The organism is Streptomyces sp. NPDC056835 (assembly GCF_042789485.1).
Taxonomy (GTDB): domain Bacteria; phylum Actinomycetota; class Actinomycetes; order Streptomycetales; family Streptomycetaceae; genus Streptomyces.
The window spans coordinates 49,223-75,804 of record NZ_JBHUBB010000006.1; the positions used below are offsets into that span (position 1 = coordinate 49,223).

Sequence of the window (26,582 nt, forward strand, 5' to 3'; positions counted from 1 at the left end):
CGCCCGGCCTCGCCGGTGTCGACGAACACGCCGCGGAGGGAATCCGCCGGGTTCGGTGGCATCATCGGGCGCATGGCTCTGATCGAGGTCGTACAGGGTGACATCACGCGCCAGGACGTGGACGCCATCGTCGCGGCGGCGAACGAGTCGCTGATGGGCGGAGGCGGTGTGGACGGCGCGATTCACCGGGCGGCCGGGCGGCGGCTGGCCGAAGCGGGCGCCGCGATCGGGCCGTGCCGGCCCGGCGACGCGATGGCGACCCCCGCCTTCGACCTCGACCCACCGGTCACGCATGTGATCCATACGGTCGGTCCGGTCTGGACGGGCGGACAGCAGGGCGAGGCCGAGGTCCTCGCCTCCTGCTATCGCCGCTGCCTTGAGGTCGCCGACGAACTGAGCGTCAGAACCATCGCCATTCCGGCCATCTCCACCGGTGTCTACGGGTTCCCGGCGGAGGAGGCGGCGCGGATCGCCGTCGCCACCCTCGGATCGTCACCGACCTCTGTCGAGCTGATCCGGCTCATCGCCTTCGACCGGGGGACATACGACCTGCTGACAGCCGCCCTCGCGGAGTGACGCGCCTCCAGGACCGGATCCGGCACTTCCCGTACGGCCCGGTCCACGCCAGGCTGGGGCCGGCACGAGTCATCAGCGAGAGGAGCCCACGGCCATGACGTTCGACGTGGCAGCGGTACGCGCGTCCTATCCCGCGCTCAGCGACGGTACGGCCTATCTCGACGGCGCGGCCGGCACACAGGTGCCGACCGCCGTCATCGACGCCATCACGGACGCCTACCGGTCCGGGATCGGCAATGTGGGCGGCTCGTTCGCGGCCAGTCGGCGCGCGGGAGAGATCGTCGCCGAATGTCGCCGAGCCGTCGCCGATCTGGTCGGCGGGGTCCCCGAAGGCATTGTCCTCGGCCCGAACACCACGTCGCTCATCTACCGCTTCTCCCAGGCTCTCGGCTCGACCTGGCGGCCCGGTGACGAGATCGTGGTCTCGCGGCTCGACCACGACGCGAACATCAGGCCCTGGCTCCAGGCGGCGGCCCGCGCGGGCGTGGTCGTCAGGTGGGCCGAGGCCGACCCGGCGACCGGCGAACTGCCGGTGGAGCAGTACGACACGCTGCTGGGCGACCGTACCCGCCTGGTCGCGGTGACGGCGGCCAGCAATATCCTCGGCACCCGTCCCGATGTCGCGGCCATCACGGCCAAGGCGCACGCGGCCGGCGCCCTGACGTTCGTGGACGGGGTCCACGCCACCCCGCACGGCCCCGTCGATGTCGGACTGCTGGGCGCGGACTTCTACGCCACGAGCGCCTACAAGTGGTCAGGTCCGCATATCGGCGCGGTGGCGGCGGACCCGCGACTGCTGGAGTCACTGAGCCCGGACAAACTGGTCTGTTCGCCGGTCGCCGTGCCGTCCCGGTTCGAGACCGGCACGGCGCCCTTCGCGGACCTGGCCGGGGTCACGGCCGCCGTCGACCATCTGGCCGCCCTCGCCGGCCCCGCTCCGGGTGACCGGCGCGAGCGACTGCTCCGGTCGATGGCCGCCGTGGAGGCGTCCGAACGCGAGCTGTTCGCCGTGCTGCGGCGGGGGCTGGCGGAGCTGCCCGGGGTCACGCTCTACGGCGAGCCCGCGCACCGCACCGCGACCGTCTACTTCCGGGTGGCGGGCCACACGCCGAGAGAGGTCTCCGAGCGGTTGGCCGCCCGCGGGGTGAATGTCTGGGACGGGCACTGCTACGCCTGGGAACTGGCCGGCGCGCTGGGGCTCCGGGACACCGGCGGCGCGGTACGGGCCGGGCTGGTGCACTACAACGACCGCTCGGACGTGGACCGGCTGCTGGCGGCCGTCGCGGAACTGGAGGACTGACGGGTGACGCCGTCGCCGCCGAACGTCGTTTCACCGGAAACCCGTTGGGTCCGTGGCAGTCGGTTGCCCACGATGCGGACGACGTAGGCCCCTGCCCCCTTTGCCGTCGCCGCGGCTGTATCTCGTACGAAGGGACGCCCAGTGACAGGTGCGGATACCGGTCCAGGCACCAGTCCAGGGACCGGTCCAGGGACCGACGACATCGTTCGCCTGGTTCACAAGGTGCTCGGCGCCGACGTCATCGGCGGCTACCTGCACGGCTCCGCCGTCCTCGGTGGTCTGCGGCCGCACAGCGACATCGATGTGTTCGTCGTCGTCCGGCGGCACACAGCGGCACGGGAGCGACGCGCACTTGTCGACGGGCTGCTGGAGATCTCAGGCCGGAAGGCCCGGCGCGGCCCCGCTCGTCCCGTCGAGTTGACCGTCGTCGTCCAATCCGACGTCAACCCGTGGAGTTACCCGCCGCGTTGCGCGTTTCAGTACGGTGAGTGGCTGCGCGTTCGCCGTGGACCATCCGTGCGGCGGCCTCCCGGACGACTGAGCCGGCGCATGGCGGACGGAGCGCCGATGGGTCGCCCGTGGACGTGTCTCGGCGCTGGCGTGTCAGTCCCGGGCGCGCGGCGTACGGACGTACGCTGAGCCGGCGACCCGGCCGGACCTCGGGCGGCGCACCACGAGGACGGCACAGAGGCCGGTGCACGGCGCGCGAAGGGTCCGCGGTCCTTCCCTCTCGGCCCCGGAGGCGTCCTTGCGGTTCAGCTCACCCTCGCCGCGTCTGTTCAGCCGGATTCCGCTGGCCGGGCGCTATCCCGCGGCGGTGGCGCTCTCACTGCTCGCGCTGAGCCCGTATCTGATCCTCACCACGGCCACCTCCCTGGCGGAACCGCGGATCATGGGGGACATCGGCGCCACCGCGTTCGAGCTCCAGATCGCGAGCGGCATGTCGAACGCGGCGTACGCCTTCGGCGCGGTGGCCGCCGCGGACCTCGTCCAGCGGGTGGCACGGCGCCGGATCTACCTCATCTGTGAGGCGGCCTTCGTACTCAGTTCGGTGCTGGCGCTCAGCGCGCCGGACGCCGGCCTGTTCACGGCCGGTGTGGTGCTTCAGGGCCTGTTCACCGGCATGCTGCTGGTCGCGGCGCTGCCACCGCTGGTCACCGGACACCCCGTCGAGCGGCTTCGGACGACCGCGGCCGTTGTCAGTCTCGGGCTGTTCGGCATGGTGGCCTTCGGGCCACTGGTGGGCGGGCTCGTCGGCAGTCTGGGCGGCTGGCGGGGTCTGTTCGCGGGCCTCGCCGCGCTGGCGGCGATCGGACTGACCGTCGGCGCCCTGACGTTCGAGGGCAACGAACCGCCGGCCCGCCGGGCGAGGTTCGACTGGTCCGCCATCCCGCTCGCGCTCGCCACCACCGCGCTGCCGTTCTTCGGCGTCTCCTGGCTGACCCGCGGATCGTTCAGCGACCCCGCGTTCTTTGTGCCGGTCGTGTGCGGCCTGATCTGCGGCGTACTTCTGGTGGGAGGCCAGTACAAAAAGACCGCTCCGCTGATGCCGGTGCGGCCCATCAGCAACACACTGCCGGTCGTCGGAATGGTCAACGCGATGCTCGTCGGCGCGTGCTTCACCTCGCTGCTGGAACTGACCGAGGCCTTTCTGACCAGGGAGGCGCACTACGCGCCGCTACGCGTCGGGGTGCTCGTCACGCCCCAGATCGTCGGCGTGTTCGTGGCCGCCGTCCTGTTCCGGCGGCTGGTGTCGACCCGCTGGACCCCGTATCTGGCTCTGTCGGGCACCGTCAGCGTGGCCATCGGCGCCGGCGTCCTGCTGACCGCGTCCACGGCGAACGCCTCCGTGGTCGTCCCCGTCGCCGCGCTCTTCCTGGGTTTCGGCGCGGGCGCGGGCGTGACGCCGGGACTGTTCCTGGCCGGCTTCTCCGTACCGTCGGCACAGATCGGTCCGACCTTCGCTCTGGTCGAACTGCTGCGATCGGAAGCGGCGTTCCTGGTCGGCCCCGTCCTGCTGCACATCGCCCTGACCATCGGCCTGGCGGACGGCTTCCACCTCGTCGTGGGGATCACACTCGCGCTCACTGTGATCGGCGCGCTGCTTCTGGTGGCCCTCTACGCCCTGGGCGGCGCCCGCCCCGAGCCACCGGATCTCGAATCCTGGCTGGCCGGGCCCTCGACGGCCTACCACTCACCGGCACTGCTCGCCGCGATCCGCAAGACCTGAGCAGCCGAGTGGGGGCGCCGGTGAAGGCGCGCTCGGGGGCGCACCCACTGAGGTGCGCCCCCGACCCGGCCGGGATTTCCTGTGCCCGGATGATGGAGATGGAGAACGAGCGTTGAGAACGAGCGGTTGAGAACGAGAGATTCAGAACGAGAGATTCAGAACGAGCGGTTGAGAACGCGCCGCAGCCAGCGGACCCTGGCCTCTCGCGCGTCCCGGGAAACCGCGGCGTCAGGAGCCAGCTGATCGAAGCCGTGGAAGGCACCCGGCCAGATATGCAGTTCCGCCTCGCCTCCCGCCTGCCAGATCCGGGTCGCGTAGTCGGCCGCCTCGTCGCGGAAGGTCTCGGCGGCGCCCGCGTCGATGAAGGCGGGAGCCAGGCCGGACAGATCGCGCGCCCGGGCGGGGGCCGCGTACGGTGGCACGTCGGCCCCGCCGCGCGCCGCGCCCAGCAGGCATGTCCAGCCGACTTCGTTGGCATGGTGGTCCCACAGCCCGCGCCCCGTCATCTGGTGGGACGACGGAGTGTTGTTGCGGTCGTCGAGCATGGGACACATCGCCAACTGACCGATGATCCGCGGGCCCTCGCGGTCGCGGGTCATCAGGGCGAGGGCGGCGGTGAGACCACCCCCCGCGCTGCCGCCGGCCACGATGATCCGGTCAGGGTCCCCGCCGATCTCCCCGGCGTGCCGGGCGACCCACAGCAGACCGGCGTAGCAGTCCTCCACCGGAGCCGGATGAGGGTGCTCGGGTGCGAGGCGGTACTCGACGGATACCACGACGAGGCCCAGCGGCTCGGCCCACTCCCGCAGGATGACGGCCATGCCCGAACGGTTGTTGCCGCCGATCATTCCGCCACCGTGCACGTGATAGATGACCGGTGCCGCTCCGTCCAGACCCGTGGGACGGGCCACGAGCAGTGAGATCTCCGGGGCTCCGTGCGGCCCCGGGACCCTCCGCTCGTACACCTCGAAGCGACCGTCGCCGCGCAGCTCCTCCGGCGTCGAGTCCTGCATCGCGCCGGCCTGCTCGGCCCTCCACCTGGGAACCAGGGCCGGTGCCGGCGGGAAGCCATCGCGAAGGTCACCCATCGCGTCCAACGCCGCGGCCAGTTCGGAGTCGAAGGGCACGGGCCGGGACCGTGTGTCGTTCATGTTGTCCTTCATGCTTTTCCTCTCTCGGGCGGAAACGGGATACCGGGCGTGGAGCTGCCCGCACGCGGCGTCGATGGAGGAACCGAACCGCCGCCTGCGCGTCGCCCGCGCGCCCAGAGCGCGCAGTTGTGCCACGAACGCAGCCCGCCTGGGCGAAGACGCAGATCGACGACCATCGTGAGGTGTACGGAGGAGGGGTCCTCCGTACGAGAGGGCCGCCGACGTGACCGCGTCAGCCTGCTTCCGGCGCCTCCAGCAGACCGCGGACCTCTTCCGCGGTGGTTTCCTGGAGTTCTTCCGTGAGGAGCAGCCAGCGGGTGATGCCGGCCGCTTCGAGGAACGGCAGATCGTGGCTGGCGATCAGGAGTGCGCCCTCGTACGACGCGAGCGCGCTCGTCAGCTGTCGCACACTGGCCGTGTCGAGGCTGTTGGTCGGCTCGTCCAGCATCAGCAGCTGCGGGGCCGGCGCGGCGAGCATCGTCGCCGCGAGCGCGGCGCGGAAGCGTTCTCCGCCCGAGAGTGTGCCCGCCGGCTGCTCGGCGCGCGCACCCTTGAACAGGAACCGCGCGAGCTGGGCGCGGATGTGGTTGTCGGTCACCCCGGGAGCCAGCCGGGCCACATTCGCCGCGACGCTCAGCTCGTCGTCCAGCACATCCAGACGCTGCGGCAGAAACCGTAGCGGTACGAACGTCCTGGCCTCGCCGGACAGCGGAGCCAACTCCCCGGTGAGCGTGCGCAGCACCGTGGTCTTGCCCGCGCCGTTCCGCCCGACCAGCGCGATCCGCTCGGGCCCGTGCACCTGGAGGTTTCCCTCGCGCAGCCTGCCGAACCGGGGACGCAGCTCACGCAGGCTCAGGACAGTGCGGCCCGCGGGCACGGCCGTATGCGGAAGGCTCACGCGGATCTCCGCGTCGTGACGGATCGCGTCCGCGGCCTCCTCCCGGCGCTCGCGCGCCTCATTGAGCCGGTCCTCGTGCAGGCCGCGCAGCTTGTCCCCCGATTCCTGCGCGTTACGTTTCCGTTCGCCCGCCACGATCCTCGGGGCCCGCCGCTGGGCGTCCATCTTCTTGCTGTGCCGCTGCCGCCGGGCCACCTTGACCAGGGTCTCTTCCAGCTCGCGCTTCTGCCGGCGTACGTCCGCCTCCGCGGCCCGCAGCATCCGCCCGGCCGCTTCCTGCTCCGTGGCCAGAGCTTCCCGGTAGGCGGACCAGCCGCCTCCGTACCAGCTCACGGATCCTGCGCGCAGTTCGGCGATACGGTCCACGCGTTCGAGTAGTTCGAGGTCATGGCTGACGACGACGAGCACACCGGAGCGCCAGGAGTCGACGGCGTCGTACAGTCTGCGGCGCGCGGACAGGTCGAGGTTGTTGGTCGGCTCGTCCAGCAGGAGGATGTCGGGACGCTCCAGCAGCAGGGCCGCCAGCCGCAGCAGGACGGTCTCCCCGCCGGACATCTGGCCCACGGTGCGGTCGAGTTCAACGTCGCCGAGGCCGAGAGAGCCCAGCGTCGCCAGGGCGCGTTCCTCGACGTCCCAGTCGTCACCGATCGTCTCGAAGTGTGTTTCGCGGACGTCTCCGGCCTCGATGGCGCGCAGCGCGCCGCGCCGCTCGGAGATGCCCAGTGCCTCGTCGACGCGCAGTGCCGTGTCGAGAGTGACGTTCTGGGGAAGGTGGGCGAGGCTGCCGCCCGCGCTCACCGACCCCTGGGAAGGGCGCAGCAGGCCGGCCAGCAGCCGCAGCAGTGTGGACTTGCCTGTGCCATTGGCACCGACGAGACCGGTGCGGCCCCGGCCGATGGTGAGGGACAGCCCGTCGAAGACGGTGGTGCCGTCGGGCCACTGGAAGGACAGGGCGGAGCAGGTCAGGGAGGCGCTGGGAATGATGGGTAGGGCCATGGGGATTCTCGCAGTCGAAAGCGCGGTGGACGGGGGGCTTCGTATGCGAGCACCACGCGGCGACCAAACCGAGAAAAGGGAGGGTACGGCGGTCCGGGAGACGGAGAGGACGGCTCCCTGCACCGAGGTCGCTTCCACGCGTGTGTCACGGGCGGCACGAAATGCCGCTGCTACGTGACAGACGTACGGCGAGAGCCGTACGGCGGGGTGATCGCGAACCTCAGATGCGCAACGTCCACCTCAATCGGAGACAACAGGACCGTCGGAAACCATAGCGACCCGTCCGGCGAAAGGCAAAGCCACGTCGGCGGCGGGGTCTGTCCGGCAGTGTTTCCCCGGTCGCCGCGCGCTCTGCTCGCCCGGTCGGCCGTACGGACTGTTGTGCCGGGACCGATCGGGGTACGTGGCCCTTGACCGCGAGTTCGCGGACCCCGTGAATCCCGCGAATCCGCGACCGATCCACCACCCCCGAGAACCCGGAATCCGAGGGAGCCGCTGTGAAGTTCGGTGTATCGACCTTCATCACCGACCAGGGCATCGCGCCCACCACGCTGGGGCGCGCCATCGAGGAGCGAGGACTCGACTCCTTGTTCATCGCCGAGCACACCCATATCCCGGTGGACCGCCGTACGCCGTACCCCGGCGGCGGCGAGCTGCCGGAGATCTACTACCGCACCCTCGACCCGTTCGTCGCGCTCAGCGCGGCCGCCGCGGTGACCGAGCGGATCCTGCTGGGCACCGGCATCGCCCTGGTGGTCGAGCGGGACCCGATCATCACGGCCAAGGAGGTGGCGTCCCTGGACCTCGTCTCCGGCGGCAGATTTCTCTTCGGGATCGGCATCGGCTGGAACGAGGAGGAGATGGAGAACCACGGCGCGAACCCGCGCACCCGTGGCCGCCTCGTGGACGAGCGGCTGCAAGCCATGCGTGAGCTGTGGACGAAGGAGAAGGCCGAGTTCCACGGGGAGTTCGTCGACTTCGATCCGGTCTACTCGTGGCCGAAGCCGGTCCAGCGCCCTCACCCGCCCATCTACGTGGGCGGCGGCGAGGGGGCCTTCAAGCGCGTGGCCTCCTTCGGCGACGCCTGGCTGGCCAACAGCACCGGGGCCGAGGAGCTGGCGCCGAAGATCGAACGGATGCGGAGCGTCGCGGGCCGGGAGGTGCCGGTGACCGTCTACGCGGTGGAGAAGGAGCCCGAGCTCGTCGAGCGGTACACGCGGCTCGATGTGGAGCGGCTGCTGTTCTATCTGCCGACGATGCCGGAGGCCGGGACGCTGACGTACCTGGACGAGATCGCCGGCGTAGCGGAACGCTTCCGGTGAGCCGTCGGACGCCGCGATGCCGAGGATGACGAGCGGCCAGGCCCGGGAACACTTCGCCCGGGCCCGGATCGCCCGCCTCGCGACCGTCGGGGCCTCCGGCCACCCGCACCTGGTCCCCGCGGTCTTCGCGCTCACCGGCGACACCGTGGCCTTCGCGGTGGACCACAAGCCGAAGCGGTCGACCCGGTTGAAGCGGCTGGCCAATATCCGCGCCCACCCCGAGGTCTGCCTCCTCGTCGACGGCTACGACGAGGACTGGGACCGCCTGTGGTGGGCGCGCGCGGACGGAACGGCCACCGTTCTGCCACCGGCCGCGGACTCGGCGGCGTCCGCGCGATACGTCAGCCTGCTGACGCGGAAGTACCGGCGGCAGTACGCCGACCGCCCGCCGGAAGGACCCGTGGTGGAGATCGCGGTGACCCGCTGGTCCGGATGGCACGCCACCTGACGGGAATCTCTGCCGGGAGTCCCCGACGAGAGGCCTGGCCGAACAGCGGTCAGTTCCGCGGACTTCCGACCCGCGTGATGGTCCAGGACGCCCGCGACTGTACATACAGCAGGTCATGCTTCTTCGGGGTGGCCACTGCCGTGAGCGCCCCCTCGCCCTCGACCAAGGAGCGCCCGAGCGTGAGGTCCGGGCGGAGTTCGTGGAGCGAGAACGCGCTCCCGTCGTGCTGGGTGACGCGCAGCGGTGTCCGGCCGCCGAGGCAACGGAAGACGTAGGAGCCGTGGGCGCGCAACTCGTCCTCCAGGACCGGAACGCGCTCCAGTGAATGGAGCCAGGCCCGCCACGCGCCCCGGGTGTGTGCCTGGATCCGTATCCGCTCCTGACCGTCGGCCTCCACGGGGACGATCACCCGGGACAGAGCGGAGCCGTGCGTGAGGATCGTCCTGGGCTTTCCGCCGCGGCCGGCCGGACTGGTCAACTCGACCCAGGATCCGTTCGTCCGGCCGAGGTGGAACACCAGCAGCGCGGGCTTCCGGGGGTCGGTCCGTACCAGCTGGAGTCCGGTGGCGCCCCGGCCCTCCCGGCGTTGCGGTACGCCTGTGTCCTCGGGCCAGGTGTCGTACGGGTCGGACGGCCGGGGCGGGAGCCGCTGCCCCGAGGTCACGGGCGGGCGGGGGCCGGGCCGCCGTCCGGTCCGGGGCGTCTGTACGGCGGAGGCGGTCGGGGGTGCGCTCTGCCGGACTTCCGGGCGCTGCGCGGTCGGCTCCCGGCGCCCGGTGTCGATGGGCGGCATGCCCTCGGACAGGCGTATCGCGTCGGCCGCGCACACGGCGACCGTCCGGGCCGCTCCCTCGGGCGGTGCCCACTGGATCTCCCCGGTGGACGGCCCGTGGCGGGGGTCGAAGAAGCAGAGCGGACGCCGCTCGGGGCGGGCCCGGCCGGCGGCCACCGCCTCCACACAAGCGAGCGCGTGCCGCCCCTCGTCGAGGGCGCGCATCACATCCGCGGCGTCCCGGAGGTTCCGGTCGCCGACGAAGTCCCGCTTGGCTTGCTCGTACGCGTCCAAAGCCCGTTCGTAATCGGCGAGGAGCGCCTGGTCGTCGGCGTGCCGGCGTGGCACGAAGGAGTGTTGGGCAAGGGCCTCCCCGAACGCGGTGATCTCCGCGTCGACTTGAGCGATCTCGTCCTCGCGCCTGCGTCCCCGGAACATACCGGTGAACGCCCCCATTATCCCGTCGGCCACGAGGGCGATCGTAGCCGGGACGGTCAGGACCGGACCAGCTCGCCGTGCCTGGCCCCGGGCGACGGGGCGGCCGGCAGGACTTTGAAACCCCGCATCACAGCGGAAGCCGCTTGTCCTGTTTTGCTGGGCCGAGCGAGTGACATAGTCCCAGATTTTGTCGAAAAGGCGGTATACCAGGGCATGCATCCGATGTTCGCTTCACCCGACGTAGGGAGCTCACATGCGTATCCGTACGGCGCTCGCCGCCACCGCCCTCGCCGCCACCGCTCTGCTGGGTGGCGCCAGTTCGGCGTTCGCCTGGGAAGATCACGAGGCGACCGCTGCGGCGGGCGGCTTCGGGGCGGCGGGCGGCTCGGGTCACTACGAAAACCTGGGCGGCGACGCGGGAATCACCGAGGCCGAGTTCTCGGCGTTCGAGGCCGAGGGCTGGTTCGGCTTCCTCCACCTCTGACGTCCGCCCCGCCGTTGCCGCCCCGCCCTCTGCGCCGAGCGCAGGGGGCGGTCGGCGTTTCGCGCGACGTGGGCCGGCTCGATCCCCGTCGCGGCGGAAGCCCGGGACCGGTCAGTAGACGCTGACGCCGTACGCGTTCAGCACCGGGATGATCGGCTGGAAGTACGACCCTCCCGCGCCGCTGGAGCAGTCTCCGCTGCCGCCCGAGAGCACACCGATGGCGCGATTGCCCGAGTAGAGAGCTCCGCCGCTGTCGCCGGGCTGTGTGCAGATGTTGGTGGCGATCAGACCGTTGACGATGTCGCCGTTGCCGTAGTTCACCGTGGTGTTGAGACCCGTGACGACCCCGCTGACGACGCCGGAGACCGCGCCGCGGAAGGTGACGGGCATGCCGACGGTGGCATTGGCCGCGCCGGTGATGTCGACGCTTCCGACGGTGCCGGAGACGGGGACCGCGGGGTTGGTGTAGCGGACGAGGCCGTAGTCATGGTTGGGGAAGCTGGACCCGACGGTTGAGCCGATGAGCGTGGTCTGTGTGGCGTTCGTGTACCAGGTTGACCCGCCGCTGGTGCAGTGTCCCGCGGTCACCAAGTAGTACGTACTGCCGCTGACGACATTGAAGCCGGCCGAGCAGCGCGCGCCCGCGGAGTAGATGCCGTCACCGCCGGAGAGCTGGGGTGAGAGCCGGCCGGCTGTGCGCTCGATGCGCAGAGCACCGGCGTCGGGGCCCGCGGCGCGCTCGATCGCGGCGGTCCGCGCGGCGGATACGGTGCTGTCCACGGTGACGACCACGGTGCCGGCCGCGGGGTCGGCGTACCAGGCGGTGCCCGCCACACCGGCGTCCAGGACCGCGTCGGCGACGGCGGCGAGCCCGCTCGCGGCGGACGTGTCGGTGACGCTCCCGGCGTTCGCGGCGTTCGCGGCGGGGACCGCGAGCGCCACGGCGGCGGCGAGTCCCGTGGCGACGGCGAGCAGACGGGAATGTCTGGAGGTGCGGGCACGGTGAGAGGTGCGCTTGATCCTCACGTGGGGATTCTCCCGGGGAATCGGGGGCCCTCGGAGGGATACGGGCCCGTGAGGCGCGGCGTGGGCGGCCGTGCACTCCGGCCGGACCGCGCGCCCCCGACCGGTGTTGCTCGGGAGTATCGGGGGCCTCAACTCGACGCGCAAGGGCGCCTTTTGGCCGTGCCTCGGGCTCGTCGGCCGGACACCGGGCGGCCTGTCAGCCGAGGTGCAGAAGGCGCTCGGCGTTGCCATGGGCGATTTTGCCGAGGTCGGCGTCGCTGAGAGGGAGGGCGCGGAGGAAATCGGTGGCCTGGGTGCTCGACTCGTACGGGTAGTCGATGGCGAAACAGACGTTGTCGATACCGATCGCGAGGACGGCCCCCAGCAGGGCGCTGGTGGCCATGACGCCGCTGGTGGTGATGTGGAAGTTGTCGATGAAGTACTCGGAGGGCTTCTTGGCCAGCTTCACGTCGGAGTCGAGGTAGCACAGGCGGGTGTCGACCCGGGACAGGTGGAAGGGCAGCATCTCACCCATGTGGCCGAGGATGACCTTGGCGGTGGGGAACTGGTCGAACAGTCCACTGCAGATCAGGCGGAGCGCGTGGGCGCCGGTCTCGATGGTCCACGCGTAGGTCGGCCCGATCAGCTCGGGACGGCCCTCGAACACCGACCAGCCCAGGGGCGCGCTGTTGGGGTGCAGATACAGCGGCACGTCCTGTCCGGTGAGCGCTTCCCAGAAGACACGGAACTGGGGTTCGTCGAGGTAGTGGCCCAGGGTGTGGCCGTTGACGAGGACGCCGGACAGGCCGAGGTCGTTCACGGCGCGGTCGAGTTCGCGAACGGCGGCGGCGGGATCCTGTAGGGGCATCGCGGCGAGCCCCGCGAACCGGGTGGGGTGGTCGTTGATGACGCCCGCGAGCACGTCGTTGGCCAGTTGCGCGTCCGAGACGGCGATGGCGGCGTCCGGCTGCATCTGTACGCCGGGATTGGTCAGGGACAGCACCTGCATGTCGACGCCGTGCTCGTCCATGTCCTTGAGGCGCAGTTCGTTGAAGTCAGGCAGCCGGCGCTCGAACTCGGCCAGCACGCTGGGCCGGAAGTTCGACGGCTGGTGGAGGGACGCACCGGCGGTGGCCATGCCGGGCACGCTGAAGGCTTCCTCAAGCGCGATGATCTTCATAGTGGATCCCGTCTTCGCCATGGCCGTCGGCGGCGAGGCCGTGTGTGCGGAGGTGCTGTGCGGGCGTGCTGTTCCGAATATGGGGGACGCCGGTGCCGGCCGCAAAGCGGGGCTGGGCCGCTTGGCACCCCGGCGCACGCGGCGGACGCCGCGGGTGACGCGCGTCCGGCACAGCGAAGAGCCGCCGCTCTACGGCGTACGCCTCAGGGCGCCGCGGTCGTGGTGTTCCGTCGTTCCGTCAGTGTCAGCACCCGGCGTGCGTCGGCGACGACGGCCGCGTCCACGAAGCGGCCGTCGGGGAGCGCCAGGGCGCCCGCGTCCGCCGCCGCCGTCCGGACGATCTCGCGGGCCGCCGCCACCTCACGCTCCGTCGGCAGGAAAGCCTCCTCGATCACCGGGAGTTGCCTCGGATGGATCGCCGTGCGGCCCAGAAAGCCCAGCGCGCGGCCCTCGGCGCAGGAGCGGGCCAGGCCCTCGGTGTCGCGGACGTCCGGGTACACCGACTGCGGCGGGGGCGGCAGCCGCGCGGCACGCGCCGCGACCACCGCGCGACCGCGCGGCCAGGCGAGGCCCGCCGGGGCCGTGACACCGAGCTCGGCGCGCAGGTCCGCCTCGCCGAGCGCGATGCCGTGCACAGCCGGATGGCCGGCGATGGTGTAGGCGTGCTCGATACCGAGGGCCGACTCCAGCAGGGCGTACAGGGGCGGCACGTCGACCGCCCAGTCCAGGACGCGGGTGATGTCGTCCGGGCCGCTCACCTTCGGCAGACGCAGCGCGTCCAGGCCCGGCAGCGGGGTGAGACGGCGTATCTCCCGCTCGGCGAGGGGCCCGTCGAGGGCGTTGACGCGGACGTGGACCGGCACCTCGTGCTTGTCGGCGAGGAGTTCGGCGGTGGCGTCGAGGGCGTAGCCCTTGCGGTCGGGGGCGACCGCGTCCTCCAGGTCGACAAGCACCACGTCGGCCCCGGAGCCGAGGGCCTTGGCGACGACGCCGGGGCGGTCACCGGGAACGTACAGCCAGGTCAGATACGCAGGGTCCGTCATACCGCACCTGCCGAGCGCAGCGTCGTGATCTCCGTGTCCGTCAGGCCGAGTCCGGCAAGGATCTCGTCCGTGTCCGCGCCGTGCGGGCGCCCGGTCCACTTGATGGAGCCCGGGGTCTCGGAGAGACGGAACAGTACGTTCTGCATCTTCACCGTGCCGAAGTCCGGGTCGGGCAGCTCGGTGATCGAGTCGAGTGCCCGGTACTGCTCATCGGCCATCACATCGCGGATGTCGTAGATCGGGGCGATGGCCGCCTCCGCGTTCTCGAAGGCCGTCACGACCTCGTCGCGGGTGTGCGCCGCGATCCACGAGCCGACCGCCTCGTCCAGCTCGTCGGCGTGCGCGGCACGGCCGGAGCCCGTGGCGAACCAGTCCTCGCCGATGAACTCGGGCCTGCCGACCAGACGCATCACCCGCTCCGCGATCGACTGCGCGGAGGTCGAGACCGCGACCCACTTGCCGTCGCCGGTGCGATAGGTGTTGCGCGGCGCGTTGTTCGTGGAGCGGTTGCCTGTGCGCGGCTGTACGTAGCCGAGCTGGTCGTACCAGAGGGGCGCCGGGCCGAGGACCGTCAGCATCGGCTCGATGATCGCCATGTCGACGACCTGGCCGCGGCCCGTCCCGTCGCGGCCGCGCAGGGCGGCCATCACCGCGTACGAGGTGGAGAGCGCGGCGATCGAGTCGGCGAGACCGAACGGCGGCAGCGTCGGTGGACCGTCCGGCTGCCCGGTGATCGCCGCGAAGCCGCTCATCGCCTCGGCCAGGGTGCCGAATCCCGGGCGCCTGGAGTACGGGCCGAACTGGCCGAAGCCGGTGATACGCGCCAGGACGAGGCGGGGGTTGGCGGCCGACAGCTCGTCCCAGCCGAGGCTCCACTTCTCCAGGGTGCCGGGGCGGAAGTTCTCGATGAGGACGTCGGACTCGGCGACCAGTTTGAGGAGCACGTCCCGGCCGCCGGTGGTGGACAGGTCGAGCGTGAGGTTCTTCTTGTTGCGTCCCAGCAGCTTCCACCACAGGCCGATGCCGTCCTTCGACGGGCCGTGGCCGCGGGACGGGTCCGGCTTGCCGGGGTGCTCCACCTTGATCACCTCGGCGCCGAAGTCACCGAGCATCGTGGCGCACAGGGGGCCGGCGAAGAGCGTTGCCAGATCGAGGACGCGCAGGCCCTTCAGCGGGCCGTCGTGCCGGGGGAGCGGGGTCTCGTTCATCGTGCCTTCCGTACGTGGGCGACCGCGGACATGGTGGCCGGGCCGAGGGCGGTCGGACGTGTCATGCGCGGACCTCCAGGGTGAGGCGGGCCAGTTCGTCGAAGCCGATGCCGTCGAAGCCGCCGACCGTGGTGGCGAGGCGGTTCTTCAGCGGGGCCGTCCAGCGCTCACCGAGCGCCCCGGGGCTGCCCGCGAGCAGGCCCGCGATCGAACCGGCGGTCGCGCCGTTGGAGTCGGTGTCCCAGCCACCCGACACCGCACGGCAGATGGAGCCCGTGAAGTCGCCGTCGGCGTGGGTGAGCGCGGCGGCGAGCAGGGCGGCGTTCGGCAGCACGTGCACCCAGTGGTGGTCATGGGCGTAGCGGGCGTGCAGGGCGTCGGCGACCCGCTCGAACCCGGCCGGAGTGCCGGTGTGTTCCGCCCGCGCCGTCTCGGTGCCGAAGCGGATCGCGCGCGCGTAGCGGGAGTGCGGCGGGATGTGGGCCAGTGCGGTCGCGAGGGTTTCGTGGATCGTGGTGGGGGCGGGGCCGGCCGCGTGGGCGATCGCCGCCGCCACGAACATCTCGCCGTACACGCCGTTCGCCGTGTGCGACAACATCGCGTCCCTGCGGGCGAGTTCGGCGGCCCTCGCCGGGTCGCCCGGGTTCGTCCAGCCGAAGACGTCCGCCCGGATCTGAGCGCCGATCCACTCGCGGAACGGGTTGTGGTGCGTCGCCGTGTGCGGTGGCTCCAGGCCGTCCAGGAGGTTGCGGTAGGCGACGCGCTCCGCGGTGAACGTACGGGCCGCCGGGAGTTCGTCCAGCCACAGCTTCGCCACGTCGTCCGTGGTGAAGTCGTGGCCGTGGCGCTGGAGCAGCAGCAGGCCCAGGAGCGGGTAGTTGAGGTCGTCGTCCTCCGGCATGCCGTCGATGTTCTCGGCGAGGGAGGTGGGGCGGGAGCGGCGGTTCCAGGGGTACGCCGCCGCGATCCGCGGGTCGAGGTTCTGTTCGGTGAACCAGGTGTTGAGGGGCCAGTTGCCGGTGGAGCGGGCGATGGCGCGGATACCGTCGAGGGGAAGTTTCTCGACGGGCTTGCCCAGGACGCAGCCGACAGCCCGGCCCAGCCAGGCCGCGTGCAGGCGGTCGGTCTCCGATCGCGGGTCCTTCTCCGATCGCGGCTCCGGCTCCGGTCGCCGCCCGTACGGCTCGTCGTCACGTACCGTACGGGCCTGGAACACGGTCGGTTCCGCCGCCGCGAGGGGGGACGGGAGCCGCGCCAGTTCATCCAGCAACGCCTGGGCGAGCGCTCTGAGTTCGGGTGAGGCCGGTTCCGGTGACGCGCCGGCTCGCTCCGGCGCCGGGTGGCCGCCCGCCGCGATCCAGCGGCGTTCGATCTCCGTCGCGTCACGGCCGTCCTGGGCCGCCTGGCGCAACTCGTGCCCGATCAGGTCCTCGGGCTGTACCCAGGTCAGACGCAGCATCAGAACCCCGCGAGCGTCGTGAAGGCGGCCTCGTGGGCGCGGCGCCGTTCCAGGTCACGGGCGTACACCTCGCGCGTGACCCGGGCGAGGGAGAGTGCCGGGGCGTGCAGATCCAGCCTGCTGGCCCGTGCGATCTCCGTGCTCCACTCCTTGGGCACCGACTCCTCGCCGTACAGGGCGCCGACGATCGCGCCGCTCATCGTGGCGATCGAGTCGCAGTCGCGGCCGTAGTTGACCGAGCCGAGCACCGTGTGCCGGAAGTCGCCGCGGCCCACCAGCAACATGCCCAGGGCGATGGGCAGTTCCTCGATGGAGTGCAGACGGGAGGGGCGGCGGGCGCCGAGGGACGGCGTGCGATAGTCGGGGCCAACCGTGTCGAACGGAGCCACCGCCTCGCGCAGCGGGGCCAGCGCGTCCTCGAAGTCGTCGTAGCGCGCGGCCACGTCGCACACCGCCTCGATCGCCGACTTCGTGCCGTCCTTCGCGAGCTTCAGGACGTCCTCGACGACGGACCCGGGCGTCGCGCCCGGCGTGAACGCGGAGGCCACCGCCGCCGCGAAGACACCCGCCGCCTCGCGGCCGTACGACGACTGGTGCGCGCCCGCGACCTCCAGCGCCTCCTCGTACGCCTTCAGCGGGTTGCCCGCGTTGACCACGCCGACCGGCGCCATGTACATCGCCGCACCGCAGTTGACGATATTGCCGACGCCCGCCTCGCGCGGGTCGACGTGTCCGTAGTGGATACGGGCGACGATCCACTTCTCCGCGAGGAAGATGCGCTGGAGCGGAAGTGCCTCGGCCTCCAGCTCCGGGATCCAGCGGGGGTTGGTGATCAGGTCGGGGACCAGATGGTCGGCGACCGCGTACGCGTCGAGGTGGTCGCGGACCTTCTCGTAGACACGGATCAGGGCGTGGGTCATCAAGGTGTCGTCGGTGACGTGGCCGTCGCCCTTGTGGTACGGCGCGATGGGCCGCGCGGTCTTCCACTCGTCCTTGTAGAACGGTGCCACGATGCCGCGCACCCGGCCGCCGTGCCGCTCGGCGATGGCCTCCGGGGTCCAGCCCTCGACCGGACCGCCGAGTGCGTCGCCCACGGCGGCTCCGACGAGGGCGCCGGTGGTGCGGTCCTCCAGGGAAGGGACAGGGGTCGTCGGGCTGCTGGGCGTGGTCATGCCAGGATTCCTTCGGGAGAGGGGGAGTCGGTCGGGCTGCTCATGGTGGCCAGGCGCTCCGCCAGGCCGATCAGGTCGGTTCCCGCCAGGCGCGGCAGCGCGCAGCCCGCGAGTGTGCGGCAGGCCGCACGCCAGCTCTCCGGGAACGCGTCGCCGCCGCCGAGCGCGCCGGTGAGGGCGCCGGCCAGGGCGGGGGCCGAGTCGGCGACGCGGGAGAGACAGGCCGCGGTGGGGACCGCTTCGCTGACGGCTCCGGCCGCCGCCGTGGCGACGGCGAGGGCGACGGGCACCGTCTCGGCCGCGGCGATGCCGTAGCTGTAGACGTGGTCGACGATCTCGTGTTCCAGAACGGGTACGAGGGCGAACGCGTTGCCGGGCAGGCCGGGGTGCGCGGTCACCGCGGTGCGGGCCAGGTCGACGGCTCGTACCGCGTTGCGGTGAATCTCGGTGCCCTCAGGCAGTTGGGTGAGGGCCGCGTCCACGCAGGTGTCGACGGGCGCGCCGCCGAGCGCCGCGGAGACGGCCGCCGCCATGGCGCGGGCGCCGTGCACGCCGTCGCCGTCCTGGGTGTAGCGCGCGTCGAACTCGGCCAGCTCGGCGGCGAGTTCCGGTTCGCCGGGGTGGACGACCGCGAGGACCGCGGCGCGTACGCAGGCCGCGTCATCGAAGTAGTGCGGGTTGTCGTGGCCCGTCGCGGGCGGCCGTAGACCGGCGGCGAGGTTGCCCAGGCCGGCCCGTACGGAGATGCGCGCGCGCAGCGGCATCTCGGCCGACTCGATCTCGTCCGCGCGGTCCGCCGCCGCCGCTATCTCGTCCGCGAGGGTGTTCCACGCGAGCGAGAGCGCGGAGCGTACGCGCTGGTCGGCGGGGAGGTCCCCGAGCCCGTCGGCGTAGGCGCCGAGGACGGAGTGCGCGGTGAAGGCCGCCCACTCCGCGTCGTCGGACGGGCCGAGGCGCAGCGGCTCGGGGGGCTGGTTCAGCGCGATCGGGACCGGCAGGGTCGTCGTCGCGTTCTGCTCGGCGAAGGTGTCCAGTTCGCGGGTGAGACGGCGCGTCCAGTCGGGCAGCCGGGCGGCGCGGTGCCGCCCGGAGGGCCATCCGGCGGCGTCACCCGCGGCGATGCCGAGGAGCAGGCCCTCGATGCGGTGGGTGGCGTCCGCCGGTGCGGGGAGCATGGGGATGAGGGGCCTTTCGGTGGTACGGGACGGTACGGCGGCGAGGTCCCGGCGTCTCGTCACGCCGTCGTCCCCGCCCGGTCCGGTGCGGTGGGCGTCAACCGGTCCGCGATATCGAGGATGTGCCGTCCGGCCATGGACGGGAGGCAGCTGCCGCGTACGGGGCCGATCGTGTCCGCCCAGTCGGCGGGGATCGCGGACTCGCCGCGCAGGGCGCCGGCGAGGGCGCCCGCCACGGCGGCGGTGGTGTCGGCGTCGCGGCCCATGTTGACGGCGATCAGGACCGACTCGCGGAAGTCGCCCCGGGCCACCGCGAACGCGCCGAACGCCAGGCCCACCGCCTCGGGCGCCAGGTCCGTCCACGGATAGCCGCCGATGACGACGGCCTTGCGCACTCCTCGCTCCCTCGACAGCTGGGTGGAGTCGGGGTCGCGGCGAGCCCGGCGTGCCGCCGACACCGCGCGGTGCAGTGAGCGGGCCGTCCACGAGTCGTCCGGTACGACGGAGAGCGCGGCCTGGACGACCGCGTCCGGGGAGTGGCTGACCATGGCCGCGGCGACCCCCGCCGCCACCGCCCGGCCGCCGAGGATGCCTTCGCCGTCGTGCGACACCGTGCCGTCGATCGCGACCAGGCGGGCCGCCTCGGCCGGACGCCCGGCCGCGTACACCCCGAAGGGCGCGGCGCGCATGGCGAGACCGTCGCTCCAGGCGTGCCGGTGCTGAGCGGAGATGGGCGCGGCGAGGCCGCGGCGCAGGTTCTCCAGGGTGCCGCGCTCGCTGAACCCGGCTCCCTTGAAAGGTCCTTCGTCGCGGTCGGCGATCCCCTCGTGCCAGGCCGCCTCGACATGGGCCATGGTGAGCGCGGAGCCGTGGTCGGCGAGGAGCAGCCCCGAGAAGATCGCGTACTCGGTGTCGTCCGTACCGGCCGGGTCGTCGGAGACAAAGCCTTGGATACGGCCCCAGCGCTCGCGGATCTGGGAGGGCTTCATGTTCTCGGCCGGCGCGCCGAGCGCGTCGCCGACGGCGAGGCCGAGCAGGGCGCCGCGGGCGCGATCCCGGAGCGGAACCGCCGCGGCGGACCGGGAGAGGGGGATGGTACGGCGCCCGCGGGCATCCGGTGCGCCCTCGGCCGGCGGGGCGGGATCGGAGTCGAGCCTGACACTCATGGTGGGTTCGTGCTCTTTTCTGGGGTTGTGCTCGGGTTCAGCGCTGATAGCGGTCGAGGATGCGGTTGCCGTCGTCCGCCAGGCGTTCGCGTAGTTCCGCGATGCCGAACGCGTTGTTGTAGTACTCCTGGTAGGCGGGGGTCGCGATCTTGTCCTTCCACTCCGCGTAGCCGCGCACCCCGAGCACCGGGGACGGGCGCAGACCGGCCGCGATGGCGGCGCCGGTCCTCCACCCGTATGTGTCGGTGTTGAGGGACGGGTCCTTCAGGGCCTTGGTGCTGGTGGGCAACAGCCAGTCGCCGCGTGCCAGTCGCAGTTGGTGCTCGGGCTGGTTCAGGAAGGCGATGAAGTCGACCGCCGCCCGCTTGTGCGCGCTGTCCTCGGAGACCGAGAGGGTCTGCGGGATCGTGCCCTGCGTGGGCTCCCCCTCGCCGCTGGGCATCGGCAGGACTGTCCAGTCGAATCCCTTGGGAGCCTGCTGCTGTACCTGCTGGCGGAAGGAGAAGTTGAGCGGAAGCATCGCGTAGCGGCCCGCGAAGAAGCCGGGCAGGGTGTCCGAACCCGACATACCGAGGCCGTTCTTGGGCGCGGTCCGGTCCTCGTTGACCTGTCGGTCGATCAGCCGTGCGACGGAGGAGTCGGCGCTGTCGTAGCGGATCTCGTTCTTGCCGTCCGCGTCCTGGTAGAAGATCTTGCCGCCGGTGGACAGCGACAGGTTGACGGACTGGGCGACCGGCTCCTTCATCGACCAGGCCACGCCGTACTGGTCGGTCTTGCCGTCGTTGTTCTTGTCGCGTGTCAGCTTCTTGCTCACGTCCTCGAACTCGTCCCAGGACCAGGGACGTTGGGGCGTGGGGATGCGGACCCGCGACTGGTGGAGAAGTTCCGTGCCGGCGATGAGGACGCGTGGCTCCTGGACGAACGGGACGCCGTACGTTCCCTTGCCGTAGGCCGTGGTGTCCCAGGAGGCCCGCGGGATGTCCTCACGCAGTGACTTCGGCAGATAGTCGCTGAGGTCGGCGAGGTAACCGCCGTTCGCGAAGTCCGTGAGGTCGGAGGCGTCGTCGTGGATGATGTCGGGAGCCTCACCGCCCTCGAAGGAGGTGAGGAGCTGGTCGTGGATGTTGTCCCAGCTGCCCTGCACGTATCTGACCTGGATATCCGGGTGGGTCGCGTTCCACTGCTCCACCAGCGCCTTGTTGGCGTCGACGGACTCCTTCTGCCAGGCCAGGCTGAGGAAATCAAGGGTGATCCGGCCCTCGGAGGAGTCCGGCCCCGAGCCGGTGCAGCCGGCGACCAGGGTCAGCGCGAGGGCGGTGGCGGCGCAGGCGCTCAGCCGCTTCATACGCATACGCATCAGCCCTTCACCGCCCCGCTGAGCATGCCGCCCACGAGCCGGCGCTGGAGCAGCGCGAAGAAGAGCAGACTGGGGATGGTCGCGAGGACCGAGGCCGCCGCCAGCGGGCCCAGGTCCGCCACGCCCTCGGTGCCGATGAAGTGGGTCAGGATCACGGACATCGTCTGGTTCTCCGGAGACTTGAGGAGCACGAGGGCGAAGAAGAACTCGTTCCAGGCGGTGACGAAGGAGAACATCAGCGTCGCCACCAGGCCGGGCGCGAGGAGCGGCAGGACCACGCTGACGAGCGTGCGCAGCCGGCCCGCGCCGTCCATCGCCGCGGCCTCCTCCAGGGAGCGCGGCACCGACTTGACATAGCCCTGGAGCATCCACAGCGAGAAGGGCAGGTTCCAGACGACGTACACGATGATCAGGCCGGCGAGGCTGTTGATCAGGTGCAGATTCTTCAGGACCAGGAACAGCGGGATGATCACCAGCACGAACGGGAACATCTGGCTCACCAGGATCCAGACGGTGCCTGCCTGGCTGACCCGCGTTCTGTAGCGGACCATCACATACGCGGCCGGGACGGCGATCGATACCGAGATGACCGAGGCGCTGACCGCCACGAGCAGGCTGTTGAGCGCCGAGTGGAGCAGTGGCTGCGCGTCGAACGCGGCGCGGTAGTTGCCGAGACCGGGGTCGACCGGCAGCCACGTCGGGCTGATCGAGCCCAGCTCCTGGGGCGACTTGAAGGACGTGGACAGCAGCCAGAGGAGCGGGAAGGCCAGGAAGACCAGGAAACACAGCAGCGCCAGGTACTGGCCGGTGCGGCCCGCGGCGCGCAGGGCCCGGACCTTGGGCAGGGCAGACGTCGCGCTCATGCCGCGTCCTCCTTCAGCTTCTTGCGCAGGAACAGGGTGAGCAGGACCGCGATCACGGCGACCATGACCAGGCCCATGGCGGCGGCATAGCCGAACTGCCCGTATTTGAAGGCCTCTTCGTAGGCGAAGAGCATCGGAAGCCGCGTCTGCCCGCCCGGGCCGCCCTGCGTGAGGACGTACACCAGACCGAAGGAATTGAAGTTCCAGATGAAGTTCAGGGAAGTGATCGCGAGGACGACCGGCTTGAGCGCGGGCCAGGTGACCGTGGTGAAGCGGCGCCAGAGGCCGGCGCCGTCCAGCTGGGCGGCCTCACGCAGTTCGTGCGGAACGTTCTGCAGACCGGCCAGGAGAACGACCGTGGTCTGCGGCATGCCCGCCCACACGCCGACGGCTATGACCGCGGGCAGCGCGTAGGAGAGGTCGGCGAGCCAGTCGACGTTCTCGTGGAGGAGGCCGAGCTGGGTGAGCGTCTTGTTCAGGACACCGGCGTCGGAGTGATACACGAGCCGCCACATGATGCCGACGACGACCTCGGGCATCGCCCATGGTACGAGCGCCAGCGTCCGGGCCAGCCAGCGGAAACGCAGATTCTGGTTGAGCAGCAGCGCGAGGCCCATGCCCAGCGCGAACTGCAGCGCCGTCACGGACACCGCCCAGATGAGACCGATGCGGAAGGACTCCCAGAACAGCGAGTCGTGGCGCAGGTCGAGCAGGTTGTCCAGCCCGATGAACTGGGTGGCCGCCGTACGTCCCGCCTGCGCGTCGGTGAACGCGAGCGAGACGCCGTACAGGAGCGGGCCCACGCTGAGCACCAGGATCGGGATCAGCGCGGGGAGGAGCAGGAACCAGGCGTCCCGGTCCAGGCCGAGGGCCTGTTTGCGCTGGGCTGGGGTGCGGGGCGGTGGGGTGCCGCGGCTGCCCGGGACGGCCTTGGCCCGGGAGGCGGTGAAACTCATGGGGACCTCGTCCTCTAGCTATTGGCTGCCGTCGGCGCGGTGGAGGCGCGGACGACGAGGCGGGGAGGGGCAGTGGTGGTGCGGGGGGCTGTGGGGCGCGTGTCGTCAGCTGTGCCAAGGCGCTCCAGCAGGAGTTCGGCCGCGTGTCGGCCGCGCTCGGTGGAACCCAGGTCGACGCTGGTCAGCGGAGGCCAGCCGGCCTGCGCGAGGAGGCTGTCGTCCATTCCCGCGACGGCGACGTCCTCGGGGATGCGCAGGCCCCTGGAGTGCAGGGCACGGGCGACGCCGAGTGCCAGTTGGTCGTTCGCGCAGAACACGGCGTCGGGCCGGCAGGCACTGTCGGCAAGCAGCCGCTCGGCGGCCTCGGCGCCCGAGTCGATGCCGAAGTCGGTGTGTACGACGAGCGAGTCGTCGTACATGAGGCCGCGTTCCGCCATGGCGGAACGGAACCCCTCGTCCCGGTTGCGGCCCGGCACCGTGTCGGAAGGGCCGTTGACGAAGGCGATACGGCGCCGGCCGGTCTCGTACAGATGACGCACGGCCAGGGCGGCGCCCGCGACGGAGTCGGCGCGCACGCTGTCCACGGGCACGTCGTCGGGGAGCGAACCGATGACGACGACCGGTCCGGCCGCGGTGCGCAGCGCCTCGACGTGCTCGTCCGTGATCCGGATCGGGCAGATGATGAGACCGTCACTGGTGCGGTCGCCCAGGCTGCGCAGCACGGCTAGTTCGTCGTCCACCACAGCGTCGGTGGAGTGCAGCAGCAGCCGGTAACCGGCCGCCTTGGTGACGGACTGGATGGCGCGGACCATCGCGACGTACACGGGGTTACCGATGTCGGGCATCGCGAACGTCAACTGCCGTGTCCTGCCGTCCTTGAGGGAGCGGGCCACCGCGTTGGGTACGTAGCCCAGCTCGGCCGCGGCCCGCTCCACCCTCTCGACGGTGTCCCGGCGGGCGCCGAGGCCGTTGAGAACGCGGGACACCGAAGCGATGGACACCTCGGCGCGCTCGGCGATCGACACGATCGTCGGCTGACCGCTGCTCTGTGTCCTCGGCATCGCTTTGGCCCCTTGCGTCCGAATACTTCCGAGTTTCTGTAAACGTTTCCGGCTACTGGAAACGTTTACAGATATTGCTGTCGCGTTTCCCGGCCGTCAATAGACAGTAAATGTGACGCATCTCATAACGAAGGGTGGACGCGAGCTTCCGCCCGCGTCCACCCTCGCGCAATGTCCACCCGATTCACGCCTCGGCGGCGGACTTCTCCGGCTCGGGGGCCGAAGGGGTCTTCTCCGGGCCGGCCGCGAGGTGGCGCACGGCCGGGATGACGGCCGCGATCGCGGCGGAGACCACGGCGATGCCGCAGCCGATCAGCAGGCCGGTACGGAAGCCGTCTTCCGATGTGATGCTCCGGCCGCCGATGCTGGTCGTCATCTGGGAGAGGACGAGGCCGATCACGGCGGCGCCGATGGAGGTGCCCAGGGAGCGCATGAGTGTGTTGAAGCTGTTCGCCGCGGCGGTCTCCGAGAGCGGGACGGAGCTCATGATGAGTGCCGGCATCGAGCCGTAGGCGAGGCCCACACCACTGTTGATCACCATGATGGCCAGCATGATTCCCCACGCGGACCCCATCAGCGCGAGTGACAGTCCGTACCCCGCGGCGATGACCAGGACTCCGCTGAGCAGGGTGACCTTCGGGCCGCAGGCGTTGGTCAGCTTGCCGCCGAGCGGGGAGACGATCATCATCATCACGCCACCGGGTGCCATCCACAGACCGGACGCGAGTATCGACTGCCCCAGGCCGTAACCGGTGGCCTCGGGGAACTGCAGCAGCTGCGGCATCACCAGCATGCCGGAGTACATGGCGAAACCGACGAAGACCGAGGCGACGTTGGTGAGCAGCACCCGGGGGCGGGCCGTGGTGCGCAGGTCGACCAGCGGGTCGGCCGTACGCAGTTCCCACGCGCCCCAGCCGATCAGAAGTACGACGGCGGCGGCGAACAGGCCGAGCGTGGTCCCCGAACCCCAGCCCCAGTCGGCTCCCTTGGAGACCGCGAGCAGCAGACAGACCAGACCTGCGCCGAGGCCGAGCGCACCGGGCGCGTCGAAACGCTGCCCCTTGGCGGCGGCGGGCACGTTCGGGATCAGAAACCAGATCAGTACCGCGATCGCCGTGGCCAGTACGGCGGATCCCCAGAAGAGCACCCGCCAGTTCGCGTACTGGGCGACCGCGGCGGCGATCGGCAGACCGAGGCCGCCGCCGATCCCCATGGAGGCGCTCACCAGCGCGATGGACGAGCTGAGCTTCTCCGCCGGGACGACATCGCGCAGCAGAGCGATCCCCAGCGGCACCATGCCCATCCCCATGCCCTGCAGCCCGCGCCCGATGATCATCGGGACGACGGAGGAGGAGAGCGCGCACACCACCGAGCCCACGATCAGCGGCACCGAACAGACGAGCAGCATGCGGCGCTTGCCGATCAGGTCACCGAGGCGGCCGACGACCGGGACGCAGACGGCTGCCACGAGGAGGGTGGTGGTGATCACCCAGGTGGCGTTCGAGGGCGTGGTGTGCAGAATCTGCGGCAGCTCCGCGATGAGCGGCGTGACCAGTGTCTGCATGATCGCCGCCGTGGTGCCGGCGAGCGCCAGCGTGGCGACCACGCCACCCGAGCGGGAAGCGTGCTGTGGGGCGTCCATCAGGGGACTCCTATGACTGTGCGGCCGGAAAGTGCTTGTGCATCGTACATACTGCGTGCAACAAGCACTTTACGTGCATGGTGCATACGAGTGAGGATGGAGTGCGGGTCGTCGTCCGGACCGCGGTGCGACAATGACGGGCGAGAGAGGCAGGAGGCGTCATACGCATGGTCGGGGCCACGCACGAGGTCGAGTACGAGCAGATGCTGCTCAGCCGCCACACGTTCTTGAACCAGAGAGGCGGACGACGCAAAGACGGCGTACTGGACCGCAGCGCCTACATCCTGCTCAGCCGCATCCGCTTGCAGGGGCCGATGTCGATCGGTGAACTCAGCGACGCCTTCGGACTCGACGCCTCCACTCTGAACCGGCAAACGGCCGCGACAGTACGCGCCGGGCTCGCGGAGCGCATCCCGGATCCCGACGGTGGCATGGCCCGCAAGTTCCGCATCACGCCGGAGGGCGCACGCGCACTCGATGAGGAGAGGGAGGGCATCGTCCGCTCCTTGGACCGGGTCATGGCTGATTGGCCGGAGGAGGACATCGCCGCCTTCGCCGCCTATCTGAAGCGCTTCAACACCGACATCGAACGCCTCGGCGGCAGGCCCTGGCCCCGCGTGTGACGCCGAACGGACCACTGGGCGGCACTTTTCGGAACATGACGGCCTGCCGTACGAGCG

23 protein-coding genes and 1 pseudogene are annotated in these 26,582 nt (G+C 70.9%); 8 read left to right on the forward strand and 16 right to left on the reverse strand.

Annotation, left to right across the window (positions count from 1 at the left end; all coding sequences use genetic code 11):
* Positions 1-72 precede the first annotated feature (72 nt).
* From ACFRMN_RS08700 to ACFRMN_RS08715, 4 genes and pseudogenes are all read left to right on the forward strand, one after another.
* Positions 73-576 (forward strand): O-acetyl-ADP-ribose deacetylase, encoded by a 504-nt coding sequence (locus tag ACFRMN_RS08700; protein WP_383015382.1) that lies wholly within the window; start codon positions 73-75, stop codon positions 574-576.
* 94 nt (positions 577-670) lie between these two features.
* Positions 671-1,876, forward strand: coding sequence for a cysteine desulfurase-like protein (locus tag ACFRMN_RS08705; protein ID WP_383015385.1), 1,206 nt, complete (start codon positions 671-673; stop codon positions 1,874-1,876).
* 201 nt (positions 1,877-2,077) lie between these two features.
* Positions 2,078-2,374, forward strand: a pseudogene (locus ACFRMN_RS08710) (nucleotidyltransferase domain-containing protein); the annotation flags it as partial.
* Between the two features lie 250 nt (positions 2,375-2,624).
* A complete protein-coding gene (locus ACFRMN_RS08715) occupies positions 2,625-4,106 on the forward strand; it encodes an MFS transporter (RefSeq protein WP_383015388.1) in 1,482 nt (493 codons plus the stop codon).
* 155 nt (positions 4,107-4,261) lie between these two features.
* Here the strand turns inward: ACFRMN_RS08715 and ACFRMN_RS08720 are convergent, their stop codons facing one another.
* Both ACFRMN_RS08720 and ACFRMN_RS08725 read right to left on the reverse strand, forming a co-directional pair.
* Positions 4,262-5,257 carry an alpha/beta hydrolase gene (locus ACFRMN_RS08720; protein WP_383015391.1) on the reverse strand — a complete coding sequence of 332 codons (996 nt, stop codon included), beginning with the start codon at positions 5,255-5,257 and terminating at the stop codon, positions 4,262-4,264.
* Positions 5,258-5,489: 232 nt separating this feature from the next.
* Positions 5,490-7,151 carry an ATP-binding cassette domain-containing protein gene (locus ACFRMN_RS08725; protein WP_383015393.1) on the reverse strand — a complete coding sequence of 554 codons (1,662 nt, stop codon included), beginning with the start codon at positions 7,149-7,151 and terminating at the stop codon, positions 5,490-5,492.
* A gap of 497 nt (positions 7,152-7,648) precedes the next feature.
* On the opposite strand from ACFRMN_RS08725, the gene ACFRMN_RS08730 reads away from it, so the two are divergent.
* Together ACFRMN_RS08730 and ACFRMN_RS08735 are read left to right on the forward strand one after the other, a co-directional pair.
* Entirely contained in the window at positions 7,649-8,473 is an 825-nt protein-coding gene (locus ACFRMN_RS08730; protein WP_383015396.1) for an LLM class F420-dependent oxidoreductase, read from the forward strand.
* 16 nt (positions 8,474-8,489) lie between these two features.
* Entirely contained in the window at positions 8,490-8,921 is a 432-nt protein-coding gene (locus ACFRMN_RS08735) for a TIGR03668 family PPOX class F420-dependent oxidoreductase (protein WP_383015399.1), read from the forward strand.
* 49 nt (positions 8,922-8,970) lie between these two features.
* On the opposite strand, the gene ACFRMN_RS08740 is transcribed toward ACFRMN_RS08735, so the two are convergent.
* Positions 8,971-10,164, reverse strand: a complete 1,194-nt coding sequence (locus tag ACFRMN_RS08740) for a hypothetical protein (RefSeq protein ID WP_383015402.1) — start codon at positions 10,162-10,164, stop codon at positions 8,971-8,973.
* 220 nt (positions 10,165-10,384) lie between these two features.
* Here ACFRMN_RS08740 and ACFRMN_RS08745 point away from each other — a divergent pair, with 220 nt between their 5' ends.
* Positions 10,385-10,615 (forward strand): hypothetical protein, encoded by a 231-nt coding sequence (locus tag ACFRMN_RS08745; protein WP_383015405.1) that lies wholly within the window; start codon positions 10,385-10,387, stop codon positions 10,613-10,615.
* 111 nt (positions 10,616-10,726) lie between these two features.
* On the opposite strand, the gene ACFRMN_RS08750 is transcribed toward ACFRMN_RS08745, so the two are convergent.
* The 13 genes from ACFRMN_RS08750 to ACFRMN_RS08810 form a co-directional block, all read right to left on the reverse strand.
* The gene (locus tag ACFRMN_RS08750; protein ID WP_383015408.1) at positions 10,727-11,641 is read right to left on the reverse strand and encodes a S1 family peptidase; all 915 of its coding nucleotides are present in this window, start codon (positions 11,639-11,641) and stop codon (positions 10,727-10,729) included.
* 196 nt (positions 11,642-11,837) lie between these two features.
* Positions 11,838-12,800: an amidohydrolase family protein gene (locus tag ACFRMN_RS08755; RefSeq protein WP_383015411.1), complete on the reverse strand. Its 963-nt coding sequence runs from the start codon at positions 12,798-12,800 to the stop codon at positions 11,838-11,840.
* A 203-nt stretch (positions 12,801-13,003) separates the two neighbouring features.
* The gene (locus ACFRMN_RS08760) at positions 13,004-13,843 is read right to left on the reverse strand and encodes an HpcH/HpaI aldolase/citrate lyase family protein (RefSeq protein WP_383015414.1); all 840 of its coding nucleotides are present in this window, start codon (positions 13,841-13,843) and stop codon (positions 13,004-13,006) included.
* On the reverse strand, positions 13,840-15,051 hold the full coding sequence (locus tag ACFRMN_RS08765) for a CaiB/BaiF CoA transferase family protein (RefSeq protein ID WP_383015418.1): 1,212 nt from the start codon (positions 15,049-15,051) through the stop codon (positions 13,840-13,842). Before ACFRMN_RS08765 ends, ACFRMN_RS08760 begins: the two co-directional genes overlap by 4 nt.
* A gap of 61 nt (positions 15,052-15,112) precedes the next feature.
* Positions 15,113-16,510, reverse strand: coding sequence for an ADP-ribosylglycohydrolase family protein (locus ACFRMN_RS08770; RefSeq protein WP_383015421.1), 1,398 nt, complete (start codon positions 16,508-16,510; stop codon positions 15,113-15,115).
* A complete protein-coding gene (locus ACFRMN_RS08775; protein WP_383015424.1) occupies positions 16,510-17,682 on the reverse strand; it encodes an ADP-ribosylglycohydrolase family protein in 1,173 nt (390 codons plus the stop codon). Before ACFRMN_RS08775 ends, ACFRMN_RS08770 begins: the two co-directional genes overlap by 1 nt.
* On the reverse strand, positions 17,679-18,857 hold the full coding sequence (locus ACFRMN_RS08780; protein ID WP_383015815.1) for an ADP-ribosylglycohydrolase family protein: 1,179 nt from the start codon (positions 18,855-18,857) through the stop codon (positions 17,679-17,681). The genes ACFRMN_RS08775 and ACFRMN_RS08780 overlap by 4 nt, the downstream gene beginning before the upstream one ends.
* A 59-nt stretch (positions 18,858-18,916) precedes the next feature.
* Complete coding sequence (locus tag ACFRMN_RS08785; RefSeq protein WP_383015427.1) at positions 18,917-20,023, reverse strand: ADP-ribosylglycohydrolase family protein; 1,107 nt, start codon at positions 20,021-20,023, stop codon at positions 18,917-18,919.
* Positions 20,024-20,060: 37 nt separating this feature from the next.
* Positions 20,061-21,380 (reverse strand): ABC transporter substrate-binding protein, encoded by a 1,320-nt coding sequence (locus ACFRMN_RS08790; RefSeq protein WP_383015429.1) that lies wholly within the window; start codon positions 21,378-21,380, stop codon positions 20,061-20,063.
* Positions 21,380-22,243, reverse strand: coding sequence for a carbohydrate ABC transporter permease (locus ACFRMN_RS08795; protein ID WP_383015432.1), 864 nt, complete (start codon positions 22,241-22,243; stop codon positions 21,380-21,382). The genes ACFRMN_RS08790 and ACFRMN_RS08795 overlap by 1 nt, the downstream gene beginning before the upstream one ends.
* The gene (locus tag ACFRMN_RS08800) at positions 22,240-23,199 is read right to left on the reverse strand and encodes a carbohydrate ABC transporter permease (protein WP_383015435.1); all 960 of its coding nucleotides are present in this window, start codon (positions 23,197-23,199) and stop codon (positions 22,240-22,242) included. The genes ACFRMN_RS08795 and ACFRMN_RS08800 overlap by 4 nt, the downstream gene beginning before the upstream one ends.
* Positions 23,200-23,213: 14 nt before the next feature.
* The gene (locus ACFRMN_RS08805; protein WP_383015438.1) at positions 23,214-24,260 is read right to left on the reverse strand and encodes a LacI family DNA-binding transcriptional regulator; all 1,047 of its coding nucleotides are present in this window, start codon (positions 24,258-24,260) and stop codon (positions 23,214-23,216) included.
* A gap of 184 nt (positions 24,261-24,444) precedes the next feature.
* Positions 24,445-25,902 (reverse strand): MFS transporter, encoded by a 1,458-nt coding sequence (locus ACFRMN_RS08810; RefSeq protein WP_383015441.1) that lies wholly within the window; start codon positions 25,900-25,902, stop codon positions 24,445-24,447.
* 167 nt (positions 25,903-26,069) lie between these two features.
* Between ACFRMN_RS08810 and ACFRMN_RS08815 the strand changes: the two genes are divergently transcribed.
* Complete coding sequence (locus tag ACFRMN_RS08815) at positions 26,070-26,525, forward strand: MarR family winged helix-turn-helix transcriptional regulator (RefSeq protein ID WP_383015444.1); 456 nt, start codon at positions 26,070-26,072, stop codon at positions 26,523-26,525.
* Positions 26,526-26,582: the final 57 nt, after the last annotated feature.

Coding starts and splice junctions, on each gene's coding strand:
- ACFRMN_RS08700 (WP_383015382.1), top strand. CDS start 73: ATGGCTCTGATCGAGGTCGTACAGGGTGACATCACGCGCCAGGACGTG.
- ACFRMN_RS08705 (WP_383015385.1), top strand. CDS start 671: ATGACGTTCGACGTGGCAGCGGTACGCGCGTCCTATCCCGCGCTCAGC.
- ACFRMN_RS08720 (WP_383015391.1), bottom strand. CDS start 5,257: ATGAACGACACACGGTCCCGGCCCGTGCCCTTCGACTCCGAACTGGCC.
- ACFRMN_RS08725 (WP_383015393.1), bottom strand. CDS start 7,151: ATGGCCCTACCCATCATTCCCAGCGCCTCCCTGACCTGCTCCGCCCTG.
- ACFRMN_RS08735 (WP_383015399.1), top strand. CDS start 8,490: ATGCCGAGGATGACGAGCGGCCAGGCCCGGGAACACTTCGCCCGGGCC.
- ACFRMN_RS08745 (WP_383015405.1), top strand. CDS start 10,385: ATGCGTATCCGTACGGCGCTCGCCGCCACCGCCCTCGCCGCCACCGCT.
- ACFRMN_RS08755 (WP_383015411.1), bottom strand. CDS start 12,800: ATGAAGATCATCGCGCTTGAGGAAGCCTTCAGCGTGCCCGGCATGGCC.
- ACFRMN_RS08760 (WP_383015414.1), bottom strand. CDS start 13,843: ATGACGGACCCTGCGTATCTGACCTGGCTGTACGTTCCCGGTGACCGC.
- ACFRMN_RS08765 (WP_383015418.1), bottom strand. CDS start 15,051: ATGAACGAGACCCCGCTCCCCCGGCACGACGGCCCGCTGAAGGGCCTG.
- ACFRMN_RS08770 (WP_383015421.1), bottom strand. CDS start 16,510: ATGCTGCGTCTGACCTGGGTACAGCCCGAGGACCTGATCGGGCACGAG.
- ACFRMN_RS08775 (WP_383015424.1), bottom strand. CDS start 17,682: ATGACCACGCCCAGCAGCCCGACGACCCCTGTCCCTTCCCTGGAGGAC.
- ACFRMN_RS08780 (WP_383015815.1), bottom strand. CDS start 18,857: ATGCTCCCCGCACCGGCGGACGCCACCCACCGCATCGAGGGCCTGCTC.
- ACFRMN_RS08785 (WP_383015427.1), bottom strand. CDS start 20,023: ATGAGTGTCAGGCTCGACTCCGATCCCGCCCCGCCGGCCGAGGGCGCA.
- ACFRMN_RS08790 (WP_383015429.1), bottom strand. CDS start 21,380: ATGCGTATGCGTATGAAGCGGCTGAGCGCCTGCGCCGCCACCGCCCTC.
- ACFRMN_RS08795 (WP_383015432.1), bottom strand. CDS start 22,243: ATGAGCGCGACGTCTGCCCTGCCCAAGGTCCGGGCCCTGCGCGCCGCG.
- ACFRMN_RS08800 (WP_383015435.1), bottom strand. CDS start 23,199: ATGAGTTTCACCGCCTCCCGGGCCAAGGCCGTCCCGGGCAGCCGCGGC.
- ACFRMN_RS08805 (WP_383015438.1), bottom strand. CDS start 24,260: ATGCCGAGGACACAGAGCAGCGGTCAGCCGACGATCGTGTCGATCGCC.
- ACFRMN_RS08810 (WP_383015441.1), bottom strand. CDS start 25,902: ATGGACGCCCCACAGCACGCTTCCCGCTCGGGTGGCGTGGTCGCCACG.
- ACFRMN_RS08815 (WP_383015444.1), top strand. CDS start 26,070: ATGGTCGGGGCCACGCACGAGGTCGAGTACGAGCAGATGCTGCTCAGC.